Raw genomic sequence first — 16,327 nt, 5'->3', positions numbered from 1 at the left:
GTCTGGCGATCAGCCCTCGACCTGGTTCTGCGGCGCACCTGCCGCCCAGGTCGCGATGTTGTGCAGGGTGGTCGCGGCAATCGCGCCCAATGCTTCATGGGTCAGAAAGGCCTGATGCGCAGTGATGATCACGTTAGGAAAAGTCAGCAAGCGCGCCAGCACATCGTCCTGCAACGGCAGGTCGGAGCGATCCTCGAAAAACAGCTGCGCCTCCTCCTCGTAGACATCCAGTCCCAGATAACCGAGTTGTCCCTCTTTCAGCGCATCGATCAGCGCCGGCGTGTCGACCAGACCACCGCGCCCGGTGTTGATCAGCATCGCTCCCGGCTGCATGTGCGCCAGCGAATCGCGGTTGATCAAATGCTTACTGTGCTCGTTGAGCGGGCAGTGCAAGCTGATGATGCGCGATTGCGCGAGCAGTTCGGGCAGGCTCAGATAACGCGCGCCCAAGGCCACGACATCCGGGTTCGGATACGGATCGTAAGCGAGCAACTGGCAGCCAAAGCCGTGCATGATTTTGGCGAACGTCGCGCCGATCTGCCCGGTGCCGACGATGCCGACGGTTTTCCCGACCAGATCGAATCCAGTCAGACCGTGCAGGCTGAAGTCGCCTTCGCGGGTGCGGTTATAGGCGCGATGCAAACGGCGATTGAGCGCCAGAATCAGCGCGACAGCATGTTCGGCCACGGCATGCGGCGAGTAGGCCGGGACGCGCACGACTCCCAGCCCCAGGCGTTTTGCCGCGATCAGATCAACATGGTTGTAACCCGCCGAACGCAGGGCGATCAGGCGCGTGCCGCCAGCGGCCAGGCGTTCCAGCACCGGCGCGCTGAGGTCATCATTGATAAACGCGCAAACCACTGCATGACCGTCGGCCAGCGCGGCGGTGTCAAGACTGAGCCGAGCGGGCTGGAAATGCAGTTCGATCCCGGCCGGGCAAGCGGCGCCGAGGAAGCTGTCGCGGTCGTAGGTCTGGCTGCTGAAAACGATCGTGCGCATGAAATCCTCCTGGAGCATCGACGCGGGCACCCATCACCCGCGACAACTGTAGCGTCCGGCAGCGTTGCCGGCATTGCCGTGGATCAGGCGCTGATCTTCGCCTGCGTGGCCAGACGATTGATTGCCCGCTCCAGTTCGTCGAGCGCCATCAACGCTTTCGGATCATCCTGTTTGAGCAGGGTTTCACTGCGTTGGCAGGCGGCGCGCAACTGCGGCACGCCACAGTAACGTGTCGCGCCGTGCAGGCGATGAACGCGTTCGAGCAGGGCATTCTGGTCGTGATTGTCGCGTGCCGTGCGGATGGCTTCGCGATCGGCTTCCAGGGAGGCGAGCAGCATCGCCAGCATGTCCGCCGCCAGATCGGCCTTGCCGGCAGCAAGACGCAAACCTTCTTCGTGATCGAGCACCGGCAATTCATGATTGCCCAAGGCGCTGTCGCTGCTGCGCTCCGGGCCTTGATTGCGCAGGGCCAGCCCGGTCCACTTCAGCACCACCTGCGCCAGTTGCCGTTCACTGATCGGCTTGGTCAGGTAATCGTCCATGCCGCTTTGCAGCAGCGCGCGTTTTTCGTTGGCCATGGCGTGGGCGGTGAGGGCGACAATCGGCAGCGGTGTGCAATGTCGTTCGCTTTCCCACTGGCGGATGGTTTCGGTGCTCTGGCGGCCGTCCATGCCCGGCATCTGCACGTCCATCAGCACCAGATCGAAAGATTCGCTCTGCACCGCTTTGACGGCGGCGTAACCGCTTTCCACGGCGAGAACCTTGGCGCCCATGTCTTCGAGCAGGGTTTGCACCAGCAGCAGGTTGGCCGGGTTGTCGTCGACGCAAAGTACTTTCGGTGCACGGCTCGACAGCGGTTCGCCGGGCTCATTGCGCGGCTGGCGCGGGTTGGCCAGATCCGACAGCGCGCGGCGCAATTTGCGCGTGCACGCCGGTTTGGCCTGGAGCTGGCTGTGCGGGTTCGGCACCGACAGATGGAACAGCGTCTGCTCGGTGGTCGGGCACAGCACCAGCACTTTGCAGCCGAGGTGTTCGAGGTCCCAGATGTGCTGGTTCAAACGTTCCGGGAGCATGTCGTTGCTGGTGATGCCAAGCACCGCCAGATCAATCGCCTGATCGGTCTGATGCGCAGCGGTGACGCCGTTGGTCAGGCTTTCGAGGGTGTTGAAGGTGGTGACGTCGAGGCCGCAGTCTTCCAGTTGATGCTGCAAGGCCTGGCGCGCCAGTTCGTGGTTTTCCAGCACCGCCACGCGGCGTCCGAGCAGCGGCGCCGAAGGCAGGTCTTCGGCATCGTCGCGGGTCTTCGGCAGGCTCAGGCTGATCCAGAATTCGGAGCCCTCGCCCGGCGTGCTGTCGACGCCGATTTCGCCGCCCATCTGCTCGATCAGGCGCTTGGAAATCACCAACCCGAGGCCGGTGCCACCCGGTTGGCGCGATAACGAATTATCGGCCTGACTGAAAGCCTGGAACAACGCGCGGACATCCTGACTGGACAGACCGATGCCGGTGTCCTGAATGCTGATGCGCAATTGCACGCTGTCTTCGTGGTCTTCTTCGAGCATCGCGCGGGCAACGATGGTGCCTTCGCGGGTGAACTTGATCGCGTTGCTGACCAGGTTGGTGAGGATCTGCTTGAGGCGCAGCGGATCACCGACCAGCGACAGCGGCGTGTCGCGATAGACCAGGCTGACCAGTTCCAGCTGTTTGGCGTGCGCGGCGGGCGCAAGAATGGTCAGGGTGTCCTGCAGCAAATCACGCAGGTTGAACGGAATATGGTCGAGCACCAATTTACCGGCCTCGATTTTCGAGAAGTCGAGGATCTCGTTGATGATCCCCAACAAACTGTCGGCGGACTTTTCGATGGTGCCCAGATAGTCGAGCTGGCGCGGGGTCAGCTCGCTTTTCTGCAAGAGATGGGTGAAACCGAGAATGCCGTTGAGCGGCGTACGGATCTCGTGGCTCATGTTGGCGAGGAATTCGGATTTGATCCGGCTGGCTTCCAGCGCCTCTTTGCGCGCCAGGTCCAGTTCGATGTTCTGGATCTCGATGGTTTCCAGATTCTGCCGGACGTCTTCGGTGGCCTGATCGACGCTGTGCTGCAGTTCTTCGCGAGCGTTCTGCAACGTTCCGGCCATGCGGTTGATGCCCGACGCCAGCTCATCCAGCTCCTGGCTGCCGAGCGGCGGCAGACGGGTTTCGAGGTGGCCGTCCTTGAGTTGCGCGACGGCTTGTTTGATCTGGCTCAGCGGGCGGTTGATGGTGCGGCCCATGCGTAACGCGAGCAACGCCGCCCCGGCAAGACCAGCGGCGATCAGCAACAGGCTGGCAAACAGGCTGCGGTAACCGCGCAGCAACATGCCGTTGTGCGACAGCTCCAGTTCGACCCAGCCGAGCAGGCGATCGGATTCTTCCGGGATCAGTTCACCGGCAAGATTGCGGTGCTTGCCGAACACCGGCATCAGGTAGCGAGTCGCGTCATTGCCGCTGCGCCGTTGCAATCGCGCGCTGTCGCCACTCGGTGCCTGATTGAGCATGGTCGGGCCGGCGTGGGCCAGCGGCGAGCGATCCGGCGCAAGAAACGTGACGGCGCGCACGTCCGGTTGTTCGAGGGATTGCGTGGCGATGCGTTCGAGCAGCTCATTGTTGCCATGGCCCATCGCAGGCGCCACCAGCGGCGCCAGTTGCTCAGCGATCATTTCGCCGCGCTGCATCAACTGGGTCTGCAAGTCGGACTGTTGCGCCCAGGTGAAATATCCACCCAGCACCAGCGCCATCAGGCTGGTCGGCAACAAGGTCAGCAATAACACACGACCTTTGATTCCCAGTTTCTTGAGCACACCTATCTCCTGCATCCCGCTGAACTGTTGACTCATACGTGCATCCGGCACGCGACATTGGCGCAGTGTAGCGATTTGCTCGCGGGCAATCTCCGGAAAAATGCGCTCGCGGTGGGTCAGGGCGCAGGTGTGCGTTTGTCTGTTGGGTCAACCTTGGGTTGCCCGATGCCCGGCAATCTTGAATAATCACTCTCAACTGAGAATTACTTGCAGATACTCATGACTCCTGTTTCCGCTGGCCAGCCACACATACTTTCCATCGAAGACGATCCGGTGCTCGGCGCCTATGTGCACGAGCATCTTGGTCGCAGCGGGTTTCAGGTGACCTGGTGCCAGAACGGTCAGGAAGGCCTGAGCATCGCCAGGCGCCAGCCGTTCGATGTAGTGCTGATGGATATTCTGTTGCCGGGCATGGACGGTTTGAACGTATTGACGCAGTTGCGGCAGAGTCATTCAACGCCGGTGCTGCTGATGTCGGCCCTCGGCGCCGAGGCGGATCGCATCAGCGGCTTCCGCCTTGGCGCCGACGATTATCTGCCCAAGCCGTTCAGCATGGCTGAACTGCACGTGCGCATCGAAGCGATCCTGCGGCGAGTGGCGCTTGATCGTCGGCCGTCTGCCACTGCCCCGACTGTGGCGACAGGCACGCTGCGCTTCGACGATGAACAGTGCGACGTATTCTTTCGCGATCTATCGGCCGGGCTGACTCGCAGCGAATTCCGTCTGCTGGAAACGCTCAATCGCAATGACGAGGAAGTGCTAAGCAAAGCCTTCCTTTATCAGCATGTCCTGCAACGCGGTTATGCCGCGCATGATCGCAGCCTCGACATGCACATCAGCCAGATTCGCCGCAAACTCAAAGCCATCGGTTACACCGAGCGGGAAGTGCGCACGGTGTGGGGCAAGGGCTACGTCTTGAGCGCTGCCGATGAAACTGTCTGAACTGCCGGGGCGGCATTCGCTGTTCTGGAAACTCGCCTGTTTGCTGGTCGCGTTCTGCCTGCTGATGATCTGGCTGAGCTGGTCGTGGGGCCGTTATATGGAGGAGCGCAATCAGTTCCTCTCCGACGAGGCGCGCGGCACGCTGGCGCGTTATGCCGGCGAGGCCGAGCGTGCATGGCAGCGCGGTGGGCGCAATGGAATTGATGACTGGTTGCAGAGCATGGAGTTGCGCGAAGCCAGTTGGGTTGGGGTGATCGGCGGCAATTTGCAATCGCTGGGCAGTGATCCGCTGAGCGAACAGGAAATCCAGCACCTGACCTTTTTGCGCGGGCTCGATTGGCCGATTCACAAACAGGGACGGCCGTGGTTGCGCATTCCGTTCCCCAAAGATCCTTCCGCCGGCAGTCTGGTGATCGAATTGCCCGAGCGTTTTTTGCCGGGTAAATATCGCCTGTTCTGGCGCGTGATCACCAACGGGGTGATTCCTGGGCTGTTCACGTTTTTGTTGTGCGTCGGTCTCTATCGTCTGTTGGTGGTGCCGTTGAACAACCTGCGCGAACAGGCCAATGCCTGGCGCGCCGATCAACTGAATGTGCGGCTGTCGAGCGGCATTACCCAGCGCCCGGATGAACTCGGTGAACTGGCCCGGGCGTTCGACTCGATGTCCGAGCGCCTGCAATCGACCGTCGCCCTGCAACAACAATTACTGCGTGACCTGTCCCACGAATTGCGCACGCCGCTGAGCCGCTTGCGCGTGGCCAGCGAAAGTGAACAAGGCCTGGCACAATTGCGCGAGCGCATCGGCCGGGAAGTCGACGGCATGCAGCGGTTGGTCGAGGAAACCCTGCAACTGGCCTGGCTCGACACCGACCGCACGCCACTTCCCGACGAGGCGATCGAAGTTCAGGCGCTGTGGGAAATGCTTACGGACAATGCCTGTTACGAAAGCGGCTGGCCGAGCCAGCGCTTGCAGTGCTCGGTGGAAGCGTCGTGCTGGGTGCGCGGCAATCTGAATACTTTGGCGCAAGCGCTGGAAAACATTTTGCGCAATGCCATTCGTCATTCGCCGGAAGGCGGCTTCGTCCGGCTCGACGGGCGCCGCGATGGTGATTACTGGCAACTGTGGCTGGAAGACCAGGGCGGCGGCGTAGCGGAAACGGAGCTGGAGCGAATCTTTTTGCCGTTCACCCGTCTCGACGGCTCGCGGCCTGGCGACGGCGGGTTTGGCTTGGGGCTGAGCATTGCGCGCAATGCCGTGCAGCGCCAGGGTGGGAGCATTTGGGCGGAGAATGGCGGGGCGGGGTTGCGGCTGAATTTGCGGTTATTGGCGGAGGATTGCGGTGCAGCGACAGACGCTTTCGCGAGCGAGCCCGCTCCCACATTGGATTTGCGTACACCGCAGATCGTGTGAGCAACACTGAAAATAGTGTCAGCACTGCTGACACTTTTTTTTGAGCGATACCGTCCCCTGTGGGAGCGGGCTTGCTCGCGAAGAGGCCATCTGCATTACATAGAACTTCAAAGGTACACATCAAAAGTCGCACCACTGGCGCGACTTTTGTTTGCTTATTCCTATAAACCATAAGCACCGCACTTTGCGTGATATGGCCTGCGCGGGTTTGCCGGTATGATAGGCGCCCCCGCACGTCTGGATTGCGAATACGCCATGACCTTGCAGTACCCAACCATCGCCGATTGCGTCGGCAACACTCCGCTGGTGCGTTTGCAGCGCCTGCCCGGTGCTACCAGCAACACCCTATTGCTCAAGCTCGAAGGGAATAACCCGGCGGGTTCGGTCAAGGACCGGCCGGCGCTGTCGATGATCACCCGGGCCGAATTGCGCGGGCAGATCCATGCCGGCGATACGCTGATCGAAGCGACCTCGGGCAACACCGGGATCGCCCTGGCCATGGCTGCCGCGATCAAGGGTTACAAGATGATCCTGATCATGCCGGACAACTCCAGCGCCGAGCGCAAAGCGGCGATGACCGCCTACGGTGCCGAGTTGATTCTGGTCAGCCAGGAAGAGGGCATGGAAGGCGCGCGCGATCTGGCGCAGCGTATGGAAGCCGAAGGCCGTGGCAAGGTGCTCGATCAGTTCGCCAATGGCGACAATCCTGAAGCCCACTACACCACCACCGGCCCGGAAATCTGGCGTCAGACCCAGGGCACCATCACTCACTTCGTCAGTTCGATGGGCACCACCGGCACCATCATGGGCGTTTCGCGCTACTTGAAAGAGCAGAGCGACAGCGTGCAGATCGTCGGTCTGCAACCGATGGAAGGCTCGGCCATTCCCGGTATCCGCCGCTGGCCGCAGGAATACCTGCCGAAGATTTATCAGGCCGACCGCGTTGATCGCATCGTCGACATGGCACAAAGCGAGGCCGAGGACGTCACCCGTCGTCTGGCCCGCGAAGAAGGCATCTTCTGTGGCGTGTCCTCGGGCGGTGCGGTGGCAGCGATGCTGCGCCTGTCCAAAGAAGTTGAGAACGCGGTGATCGTCGCGATCATCTGTGACCGTGGCGACCGTTATCTGTCGACCGGCATTTTCGACGCGCCCAACTGATGGCCAAGCACGAGAGAGGCCTGCGCTTCCAGCCCACCGGCGGCAGCAAGGCTCCGCAAATACCGACCGGCAAAAAGCAGCGTTTGACTATCGAGCGCCTGGCCAATGACGGTCGCGGTATCGCGTTTTTCGAAGGCAAAACCTGGTTCGTCCTTGGCGCCCTTGCCGGTGAGGAGGTCGAAGCGCGGGTGCTCGGCGCCCACGGCAAAGTGGTCGAAGCGCGCACCGAGCGTGTGTTCAAGGCCAGCGAATTGCGTCGCCCGGCACCGTGTCAGCACGCTGGCCGCTGCGGCGGTTGTAGCGTTCAGCATTTGCCCCATGACGAACAACTCGCCCTGAAACAGCGCATGCTTGCCGAGCAATTGTCGCGCGTTGCCGGTGTCGAACCTGAAGAGTGGGCAGCGCCGCTGACCGGCCCCGAGTTCGGCTATCGCCGTCGCGCGCGGATCGCGGTGCGCTGGGACATGAAGGCGAAGAAGCTCGAAGTCGGTTTCCGCGCGGCCGGCAGCCAGGACATTGTCGCGATCAGCGAATGCCCGGTGCTGGTACAGCCCTTGCAACCGATCATGACCCGTTTGCCGGAGATGCTCCGTAGGTTGAGCAAGCCGCAAGCGCTGGGTCATGTCGAGCTGTTCAGCGGCTCGTCGCTGGCGGTGTTGCTGCGGCACATGGCGCCGTTGTCCGAAGCGGATCTGACGATTCTCAAGGACTTCTGCCAATTCCATGAAGCGCAATTGTGGCTGCATGGCGAAGGCGAACCGCAACCGGTCGATGCCAGCCAGTCGCTGGGCTATCGCCTGGAGCAATGGGATCTCGATCTGGCGTATCGGCCGGGCGACTTTATCCAGGTCAACGCCGGCGTCAACGAAGCGATGGTGGCGCAGGCGCTGGACTGGTTGAAACCACGTAGCGAGGAGCGCGTGCTGGATCTGTTCTGCGGCTTGGGCAACTTCGCTTTGCCGTTGGCCAAAGCCGTGCGCGAAGTGGTGGCGGTCGAGGGTGTGCAGACCATGGTCGAGCGCGCCGCAGCCAACGCCGCTAGTAACAATTTGCATAACACAAAGTTTTTTCAAGCCGATTTATCCCAGCCTTTGAGCGATGCCCAATGGATCGGAAACGGCTTTTCTGCGGTACTCTTGGACCCACCGCGTGACGGTGCTTTCGAGGTGGTGCGCAAGCTCGCGACCCTGGGCGCGAAGCGGTTGGTGTATGTGTCGTGCAACCCGGCAACGCTGGCGCGCGATACGGTCGAATTGATCAAGCAGGGCTACCGGTTAAAACGTGCCGGGATTCTCGATATGTTTCCTCAGACGGCACATGTCGAGGCCATGGCGTTATTTGAAGCGAGCCAGGATGGCTCGTCTGAATCCGTCTGATCTGTCCGCGCAGCGCTCGCATTAGCCCCGCGAGCGCAAACGGACACTGAAGGTCAGCGATTTGACGCATTGAATCTGCGTCGTAGGGAAGGTAAAGCAAGATGGTACAGGTGAGAGCACACCAGCCGATCAACACTGACGGCAGTATCAATCTCGAGGCTTGGCTCGATCACGCGGTCAGTGTCGATCTGGCACTGGATCGCGAAGCCTTGAAAGAAGCCTGCGAGTTCGCTCGCGAGGCCGAACAACAGTCCAATGCCAAGAAGAATCTGTGGGCCGAAGGCTCGGGCAGTTTCAGTACCGGTCTGGAAATCGCCGAGATCCTCGCCGACCTCAAGCTCGATCAGGATTCGCTGGTCGCGGCGGTTCTGTATCGCGGCGTACGCGAGGGCCAGATCGAACTCGCGGCCGTCGGCCAGCGCTTCGGTCCGGTGGTGGCCAAGCTGATCGACGGCGTGCAGCGCATGGCGGCTATCAGTGACAGCCTCAGCCCGCGTCAGTCGATGGTCATGGGCACGCAAGGGCAGGTCGAGAACCTGCGCAAGATGCTCGTGGCGATGGTCGACGACGTGCGTGTCGCACTGATCAAACTCGCTGAACGCACCTGCGCGATCCGTGCGGTGAAAACCGCTGACGACGAGAAGCGTAACCGTGTCGCCCGGGAAGTCTTCGACATCTATGCGCCGCTCGCGCACCGGCTCGGCATCGGTCATATCAAATGGGAACTGGAGGACTTGTCCTTCCGTTACCTGGAGCCGGATCAATACAAGCAGATCGCCAAGTTGCTCCACGAGCGACGGCTCGATCGTGAGCGGTTCATCGCCGACGTGATGACCCAGCTCAAGGACGAATTGCAGGCCACCGGGGTTGATGCCGACATCAGCGGCCGGGCCAAACACATCTATTCGATCTGGCGCAAAATGCAGCGCAAGGGTCTGGAATTCAGTCAGATCTACGACGTGCGTGCGGTGCGCGTGCTGGTCCCGGAAATGCGCGACTGCTACACCGCGCTGGGCATCGTCCACACCCTGTGGCGGCACATCCCGAAAGAATTCGACGACTACATCGCCAACCCGAAAGAGAACGGCTACCGCTCGCTGCACACGGCGGTAATCGGCCCTGAGGGTAAAGTGCTTGAGGTGCAGATTCGTACGCACTCGATGCACGAAGAAGCCGAACTCGGCGTCTGCGCGCACTGGCGCTACAAGGGCACCGACGTCAAATCCGGTTCGAATCACTACGAAGAGAAAATCTCCTGGCTGCGTCAGGTCCTCGAGTGGCACGAAGAGCTGGGCGATATCGGTGGTCTGGCGGAACAGCTGCGCGTCGATATCGAGCCGGATCGGGTCTACATCTTCACTCCCGACGGTCACGCCATCGACTTGCCGAAAGGCGCGACGCCGCTGGACTTCGCCTACCGCGTGCACACCGAGATCGGCCACAACTGCCGTGGCGCGAAGATCAACGGCCGCATCGTGCCGCTCAACTACAGCCTGCAGACCGGTGAGCAGGTCGAGATCATCACCAGCAAGCACGGTACGCCAAGCCGCGACTGGCTGAACTCGAACCTCGGTTACGTCACCACCTCGCGGGCGCGGGCGAAGATCGTCCACTGGTTCAAGTTGCAGGCGCGCGACCAGAACGTTGCCGCCGGTAAAACCCTGATCGAACGCGAACTGACGCGCCTCGGTCTGCCGGCGGTGGATTTCGACAAGCTGGCCGACAAGGCCAACATGAAAACCGCCGAGGACATGTTCGCCGCCCTCGGTGCCGGCGACTTGCGTCTGGCGCAACTGGTCAACCTCGCGCAGCAACTGGTCGAGCCGGAACGCGGCAACGAACAGCTGGAACTGATCCCGCGCAAGGCTACGGGGTACAAACCGGGCAAGCGCGGCGACATTCAGATCCAGGGCGTCGGCAACCTGATGACGCAGATGGCCGGCTGCTGCCAGCCACTGCCGGGCGACGCGATTGTCGGTTACATCACCCAGGGCCGTGGCGTGAGCATTCACCGTCAGGACTGCGCCTCGGTGCTGCAGCTGGGCGGGCGTGAGCCGGAGCGGATCATTCAGGTCAGTTGGGGGCCGGTGCCGGTGCTCACTTATCCGGTCGACATCGTCATCCGCGCCTACGACCGTTCCGGTCTGCTGCGTGATGTCTCGCAGGTGCTGCTCAACGAGCGCATCAACGTGCTGGCGGTCAACACCCGCTCGAACAAGGAAGACAACACCGCGCTGATGTCCCTGACCATCGAGATTCCGGGTTTGGATGCACTGGGGCGATTGCTCGGGCGTATATCGCAGTTGCCGAACATCATCGAAACGCGGCGTAACCGTACCCCTTGAAGATGACTTCGATTGATCGTTCCCACGCTCCGCGTGGGAACGCCTCAAGGGACGCTCTGCGTCCAGTGACGCGGAGCGTCACGGGCTGCATTCCCACGCAGAGCGTGGGAACGATCAAGATCGCAGAAAGGGTTGAGTGAGATTTTTATGTACAGCCTTGAAGACCTGCTCCATCTGATGAACCGTCTGCGCGATCCGCAGTTCGGTTGCCCGTGGGACATCAAGCAAACCTACGCGACCATCGTCCCGCACACCCTCGAAGAAGCCTACGAAGTGGCCGATGCCATCGAGCGCGGCGACTTCGATCATTTGCAGGGTGAACTCGGTGATCTACTGTTCCAGGTGGTGTATTACAGCCAGCTGGCGCGGGAAGAAGGGCGCTTCGAATTTGCCGGGGTGATCGACAGCATCACCCGCAAACTGATCCGTCGTCATCCGCACGTGTTCCCCACTGGCGATCTTTACGCGCCACTGGATGTACCGCGCTTGACCGAAGAACAGGTCAAGCAGCGTTGGGAAGAGATCAAGGCCGAAGAGCGCGCGGAGAAATCCGCCGCGCCCGAGCAACTGTCACTGCTCGATGATGTGCCGGCAACGTTGCCGGCATTATCCCGTTCAGCCAAGTTGCAGAAGCGTGCCGGGCAGGTCGGTTTCGACTGGCCGCACGCCTTGCCGGTGCTCGACAAGGTGCGCGAAGAGCTCGATGAAGTGCTCGAAGCGATGGCTGAAAACGATCCGGTCGCTGTGGCTGACGAGATCGGCGACCTGCTGTTTTCCGTGGTCAATCTGGCCCGGCATCTGAAGGTTGATCCGGAAACCGCACTGCGTGGCGCCAACGGCAAGTTTGAAAGACGTTTCCGTTTTATCGAACAGGCATTGCGCGACACCCACCGTCCCATAGAAGATTGCACCCTCGAAGAGTTGGACGCCCTGTGGGGCGAAGCCAAACGTCAGGAAAAGAATGCGCCCAGCTGCGGCTGAGCAACTGCCCTAGTGAGTAAGCCCGATGAGTATTTCCCTTCGCGACCAGTTGCTCAAAGCAGGTCTGGTCAACCAAAAGCAGGCCAAGCAGGTCAGCAAAGACAAGCAGAAGCAGCAACGCCTGGCCCACAAAGGTCAGGTCGAACTGGATGACTCGCAACAGCGCGCCGCTCAAGAAGCCATGGCCGAGAAGGTCAAGCGTGATCAGGAGCTGAACCGCCAGCAGAAAGAGAAGGCGGATGCCAAGGCGCGTGCGGCGCAGGTCAAGCAACTGATCGAGGTCTCGCGTCTGCCGAAGCTGACGACCGAGGACTACTACAACTTCGTCGACGACAAGAAGGTCAAGCGCCTCTCGGTCAACACGCTGATGCGCAACAAGCTCAGCAGCGGTTCGCTGGCGATCGTGCACCATGCCGGCGGCTACGAAGTGATCCCGCGTGAAGCGGCTCTGAAGATCCAGGAGCGTGATCCGCAGCGCATCGTCCAGCTCAACGTGCAGACCGAAGAGGTCAACGCCGAAGACGATCCGTATGCGGCGTATCAAATCCCTGATGATCTGATGTGGTAATCGCTTTATTGTTCTAGCGGCTTACACTTTTGCTAGTACTTTGAAGATTTTTATATATTGAACCCGCCGATTCGTATCGATACGATTGGCGGGTTTTCTTTTGGCGGAAATTAACTTTTTGAGTGTAGAAATTTTGCGCTGCTCATGCGCAGTGCGTTGCGCTTTTATATAAGTATTTTTGTGTGGGGGAGAATAAATGGAGTTAAATTAAATGAATAAGGATATTGTTAATGTTGTTAAGCATTGCTTCGTTGCGCCAACCTACTTTTAATCCGCAGTTTTTTCAGTTGCGGGCACCTGGCCAGTCGATTACCGATTACGTGATCAGCGAACTGGATGCGCGGGTCGAGTACGTACGCCGTAAAATCAGGATCGCAGCAAAGGCCGCAGCCGCTGATCACGCTGGCGCGGAGTGTCTCTTCTTCACTCTGCCAGAGTTCTTCTGGAATATCCCTTGGCGCGAAGTCGACAGCGAGGAAGAATTGCATGAACTAACGACCGTCTACCTGGAAAAAGTGCCCGCTTACGTTTCGTCATTAATGAAAGATATGCCCAGGGAACGCTATGGCAAGATTGTATTGTTGGCGGGAAGTTGTGCGACGTTGATCAAAGTCGGCGAGGGTGACGAAAGTTATTATGACGTCATCAATTATCTGCTGACCGTTACCAATAAGGAATATGAGGCCGACATGCCGCTTATGTCGATGTGGCCGAAGCGTTATGTGTCCGGCATCGATTTTGGTCAGCATATTGGCAGTGAAGATGGCTTCTGGTTTTTCCGACTGTTTGATGAATTTGTCATCAAGGTCAAGGATTACAGTGCGGTCAGCGCGGAACACAGTTACTTCGACGGTTACGACGGGCTGTTTATCAATAGCCTGGTTGCGGGATGTCCGTTCGGCATTAACGTGTGCCTCGATTATGCGGTGCTCAGAGAGCGGGAGCGTGACAAGGAAGTTGAAATTCCCGAGGTGAAGATCGACTTTCTGATTGCTTGCGGCATGCCCTTTGACTTTCGCAAGCGGCACCCGACCGCCGTCCAGTACTCGATCAGGAATGACGGCATGGGGGAGGGGGCATGTGAGGTGGTCAAGCTTGAAGACGGGAAGATCGTCGATGCGGTCGCGTCGGTTGAAATCGACGACGACCTGTATCTGAGTGCTATTCGCGTGGCGTGATGATCATGATGTTGTTGCAGCCTGTCACCCTGTGAGTGAGCAGGCTGCAACCATGAAAAGTGGTGGATCAGGCGGATTTCAAGTCCCGCTGCTGTTCTTGCACTTCGAGTTCGGCCTTGTAGTTGTGGGCGTCGATCTCGTTATGAAACATGCCGACCAGCAAGTCTTGCTGATGCACATCCCAGATGCGGATACCGGCGGCTACGCCTTCGTGGGACATGTGTGAATCGTCGCGTTCAGTTACTTTTACAGTCATCTGCTAGCTCCAAATCTCAAGTTATCTGCAGCAAGGCGTGTGCAGGACTCTTTTATATTATTTGTTAGCTTGCTAAGTAAACGCTCAGTTTGTGCAATGTATTTTTGCGAAAACCGCAACAGTGCTACAGCCCACGGAATCCGCGACATTCGGTCGCAGGCCGCTAAGTTTCATGACAGAAGTTTCATCTCCAGAACACCCAATCCCCCTGTTGATCGTTCCCACGCTCCGCGTGGGAATGCCTCTAGGGACGCTCCGCGTCCAGTGACGCGGAGCGTCACGGGCTGCATTCCCACGCAGAGCGTGGCAACGATCAAGATCGCAGCCTTCGGCAGCTCCTACATAAGGGATTTGTGTCGGCCGTGAGTTTTCTGCAGGCGAAAAAAAACGCCCCGAACCAGTCGGGGCGTTTTTGTGTGTGGCTCAAGCGGGGGGAATTACTTGCCTTCCCAGCGCTTCAGTACCAGCGTGGCGTTGGTGCCGCCGAAGCCGAAGCTGTTGCTCATCACGGTGTTGATGGTGGCGTTCTCGCGGGTCTTGGTCAGCACCGGCAGATCGGCCACTTCAGGGTCCAGCTCGTCGATGTTGGCGGAACCGGCAATGAAGTTGCCTTCCATCATCAGCATGCAGTAGATCGCTTCGTGAACGCCGGCAGCGCCCAGGGAGTGACCGGACAGGCTTTTGGTCGAGCTGATCGCTGGAGCCTTGTCGCCGAACACTTCACGCACACCTTTCATTTCCGCGACGTCGCCGACCGGAGTCGAGGTGCCGTGGGTGTTCAGGTAGTCGATCGGGGTATCAACGGTGGACATCGCCATCTGCATGCAGCGGATCGCGCCTTCGCCGCTTGGGGCAACCATGTCGTAGCCATCGGACGTTGCGCCGTAGCCAACGATTTCGGCGTAGATCTTGGCGCCACGGGCCAGAGCATGTTCCAGCTCTTCAACCACGACCATGCCGCCACCGCCAGCGATGACGAAACCGTCACGGTCTTTGTCGTAGGCACGGGAAGCCTGTTCCGGGGTGTCGTTACGCTTGCTGGACAGAGCGCCCATGGCGTCGAACAGGAACGACTGGCTCCAGTGCTCTTCTTCACCGCCACCGGCGAAGACGATGTCCTGCTTGCCCATCTGGATCTGTTCCATGGCGGTACCGATGCAGTGAGCACTGGTGGCGCAGGCAGAAGCGATGGAGTAGTTCAGGCCCTTGATCTTGAATGGCGTGGCCAGGCAAGCGGAAACGGTGCTGCTCATGGTCCGCGTTACACGGTATGGGCCAACGCGTTTCACGCCTTTCTCGCGCAGGATGTCCAGCGCTTCCATCTGGTTCAGCGTGGAAGCACCGCCGGAGCCAGCCACAAGGCCGGTACGCGGGTTGGACACTTGCTCTTCGGTCAGGCCGGAGTCAGCAATGGCGTCTTTCATGGCCAGGTAGGCGTAAGCCGCTGCGTGGCCGACAAAGCGATAGATCTTGCGATCGATCAGCTCTTCAAGGTTGAGGTCGATGGAGCCGGAAACCTGGCTACGCAGACCCATTTCAGCATATTCCGGGTTGAACCGGATGCCAGGGCGGCTTGCACGCAGGTTAGCGGAGACGGTCTCTTTGTCATTGCCCAGGCACGAAACAATGCCCAGACCAGTGATAACGACGCGGCGCATGCGAATAACCCTTAGAAGTTGTCAGTGGAGGTGAACACGCCGACGCGAAGGCCTTCGGCGGTGTAGATTTCGCGACCGTCAACAGACACCGAACCGTCGGCAATGGCCAGGTTCAGCTTGCCCTTGAGGACGCGCTTGATTTGAATGTTGTAGGTGACTTTCTTGGCGGTCGGCAGCACCTGACCGAAGAATTTCACTTCGCCCGAACCCAGCGCACGGCCACGGCCCGGCAGGCCTTGCCAGCCCAGGAAGAAACCAACCAGTTGCCACATGGCATCCAGACCCAGGCAGCCCGGCATCACCGGATCGCCTTCGAAATGGCAGGCGAAGAACCACAGGTCAGGGGTGATATCCAGCTCGGCGACCAATTCACCTTTGCCGTACTTGCCACCTTCTTCGCTGATATGGGTGATGCGATCCACCATCAGCATGTTCGGGGCGGGCAGTTGCGCGTTACCTGGGCCGAACAGCTCACCGCGACTGCAGCGCAGCAGATCTTCCCGAGTAAAGGAGTTTTGTTTGGTCATGCGAGCTCCTCAATAATCCCATGCGGCAGGTGGGGCAAATCTTCCCGACCGATCGACGCGTTCATGCCTCGAACCGGCAGCCTACTCATAG

The 16,327-nt window shown here is 59.8% G+C and carries 13 protein-coding genes; 8 read left to right on the top strand and 5 right to left on the bottom strand.

What is annotated here, in order from left to right; genetic code table 11:
* Positions 1-9 precede the first annotated feature (9 nt).
* Both ACIPZE_RS18020 and ACIPZE_RS18015 read right to left on the bottom strand, forming a co-directional pair.
* On the bottom strand, positions 10-999 hold the full coding sequence (locus tag ACIPZE_RS18020; protein ID WP_400774316.1) for a 2-hydroxyacid dehydrogenase: 990 nt from the start codon (positions 997-999) through the stop codon (positions 10-12).
* 83 nt (positions 1,000-1,082) lie between these two features.
* Positions 1,083-3,836, bottom strand: a complete 2,754-nt coding sequence (locus tag ACIPZE_RS18015; protein WP_400774368.1) for a response regulator — start codon at positions 3,834-3,836, stop codon at positions 1,083-1,085.
* Between the two features lie 219 nt (positions 3,837-4,055).
* On the opposite strand from ACIPZE_RS18015, the gene ACIPZE_RS18010 reads away from it, so the two are divergent.
* From ACIPZE_RS18010 to ACIPZE_RS17975, 8 genes are all read left to right on the top strand, one after another.
* Entirely contained in the window at positions 4,056-4,778 is a 723-nt protein-coding gene (locus ACIPZE_RS18010) for a response regulator transcription factor (protein ID WP_400774315.1), read from the top strand.
* Positions 4,765-6,189 (top strand): histidine kinase sensor domain-containing protein, encoded by a 1,425-nt coding sequence (locus ACIPZE_RS18005; RefSeq protein ID WP_400774313.1) that lies wholly within the window; start codon positions 4,765-4,767, stop codon positions 6,187-6,189. Before ACIPZE_RS18010 ends, ACIPZE_RS18005 begins: the two co-directional genes overlap by 14 nt.
* A gap of 255 nt (positions 6,190-6,444) precedes the next feature.
* Positions 6,445-7,347, top strand: a complete 903-nt coding sequence (gene cysM, locus ACIPZE_RS18000) for a cysteine synthase CysM (protein ID WP_026000780.1) — start codon at positions 6,445-6,447, stop codon at positions 7,345-7,347.
* A complete protein-coding gene (rlmD, locus tag ACIPZE_RS17995) occupies positions 7,347-8,723 on the top strand; it encodes a 23S rRNA (uracil(1939)-C(5))-methyltransferase RlmD (RefSeq protein WP_400774311.1) in 1,377 nt (458 codons plus the stop codon). Before cysM ends, rlmD begins: the two co-directional genes overlap by 1 nt.
* A gap of 101 nt (positions 8,724-8,824) precedes the next feature.
* On the top strand, positions 8,825-11,068 hold the full coding sequence (gene relA / locus ACIPZE_RS17990) for a GTP diphosphokinase (protein ID WP_129395074.1): 2,244 nt from the start codon (positions 8,825-8,827) through the stop codon (positions 11,066-11,068).
* 147 nt (positions 11,069-11,215) lie between these two features.
* Positions 11,216-12,049, top strand: a complete 834-nt coding sequence (mazG, locus tag ACIPZE_RS17985; RefSeq protein WP_400774309.1) for a nucleoside triphosphate pyrophosphohydrolase — start codon at positions 11,216-11,218, stop codon at positions 12,047-12,049.
* 25 nt (positions 12,050-12,074) lie between these two features.
* Positions 12,075-12,617, top strand: a complete 543-nt coding sequence (locus tag ACIPZE_RS17980) for a DUF2058 domain-containing protein (RefSeq protein ID WP_129395073.1) — start codon at positions 12,075-12,077, stop codon at positions 12,615-12,617.
* 230 nt (positions 12,618-12,847) lie between these two features.
* Positions 12,848-13,795: a hypothetical protein gene (locus ACIPZE_RS17975; RefSeq protein WP_400774306.1), complete on the top strand. Its 948-nt coding sequence runs from the start codon at positions 12,848-12,850 to the stop codon at positions 13,793-13,795.
* Positions 13,796-13,862: 67 nt separating this feature from the next.
* Here the strand turns inward: ACIPZE_RS17975 and ACIPZE_RS17970 are convergent, their stop codons facing one another.
* The 3 genes from ACIPZE_RS17970 to fabA all read right to left on the bottom strand — a co-directional run bounded on the left by ACIPZE_RS17970 (position 13,863) and on the right by fabA (position 16,236).
* Positions 13,863-14,051, bottom strand: a complete 189-nt coding sequence (locus ACIPZE_RS17970) for a hypothetical protein (RefSeq protein WP_007917473.1) — start codon at positions 14,049-14,051, stop codon at positions 13,863-13,865.
* Between the two features lie 437 nt (positions 14,052-14,488).
* Complete coding sequence (gene fabB / locus ACIPZE_RS17965) at positions 14,489-15,709, bottom strand: beta-ketoacyl-ACP synthase I (protein WP_008087472.1); 1,221 nt, start codon at positions 15,707-15,709, stop codon at positions 14,489-14,491.
* Between the two features lie 11 nt (positions 15,710-15,720).
* On the bottom strand, positions 15,721-16,236 hold the full coding sequence (gene fabA, locus ACIPZE_RS17960) for a 3-hydroxyacyl-[acyl-carrier-protein] dehydratase FabA (RefSeq protein ID WP_400774302.1): 516 nt from the start codon (positions 16,234-16,236) through the stop codon (positions 15,721-15,723).
* Positions 16,237-16,327 lie beyond the last annotated feature (91 nt).

Origin of the sequence: Pseudomonas sp. NPDC089741 (genome assembly GCF_044748825.1) — a bacterium.
In the GTDB taxonomy this organism is placed as follows: domain Bacteria; phylum Pseudomonadota; class Gammaproteobacteria; order Pseudomonadales; family Pseudomonadaceae; genus Aquipseudomonas; species Aquipseudomonas helmanticensis.
This window is presented reverse-complemented; position numbering and strand designations above follow the sequence as displayed.

What these genes read in the sequence shown, in the direction of transcription:
- ACIPZE_RS18020 (WP_400774316.1), bottom strand. Translation starts at nt 999, where the DNA reads ATGCGCACGATCGTTTTCAGCAGCCAGACCTACGACCGCGACAGCTTC.
- ACIPZE_RS18010 (WP_400774315.1), top strand. Translation starts at nt 4,056, where the DNA reads ATGACTCCTGTTTCCGCTGGCCAGCCACACATACTTTCCATCGAAGAC.
- ACIPZE_RS18005 (WP_400774313.1), top strand. Translation starts at nt 4,765, where the DNA reads ATGAAACTGTCTGAACTGCCGGGGCGGCATTCGCTGTTCTGGAAACTC.
- cysM (WP_026000780.1), top strand. Translation starts at nt 6,445, where the DNA reads ATGACCTTGCAGTACCCAACCATCGCCGATTGCGTCGGCAACACTCCG.
- rlmD (WP_400774311.1), top strand. Translation starts at nt 7,347, where the DNA reads ATGGCCAAGCACGAGAGAGGCCTGCGCTTCCAGCCCACCGGCGGCAGC.
- relA (WP_129395074.1), top strand. Translation starts at nt 8,825, where the DNA reads ATGGTACAGGTGAGAGCACACCAGCCGATCAACACTGACGGCAGTATC.
- mazG (WP_400774309.1), top strand. Translation starts at nt 11,216, where the DNA reads ATGTACAGCCTTGAAGACCTGCTCCATCTGATGAACCGTCTGCGCGAT.
- ACIPZE_RS17980 (WP_129395073.1), top strand. Translation starts at nt 12,075, where the DNA reads ATGAGTATTTCCCTTCGCGACCAGTTGCTCAAAGCAGGTCTGGTCAAC.
- ACIPZE_RS17975 (WP_400774306.1), top strand. Translation starts at nt 12,848, where the DNA reads ATGTTGTTAAGCATTGCTTCGTTGCGCCAACCTACTTTTAATCCGCAG.
- ACIPZE_RS17970 (WP_007917473.1), bottom strand. Translation starts at nt 14,051, where the DNA reads ATGACTGTAAAAGTAACTGAACGCGACGATTCACACATGTCCCACGAA.
- fabB (WP_008087472.1), bottom strand. Translation starts at nt 15,709, where the DNA reads ATGCGCCGCGTCGTTATCACTGGTCTGGGCATTGTTTCGTGCCTGGGC.
- fabA (WP_400774302.1), bottom strand. Translation starts at nt 16,236, where the DNA reads ATGACCAAACAAAACTCCTTTACTCGGGAAGATCTGCTGCGCTGCAGT.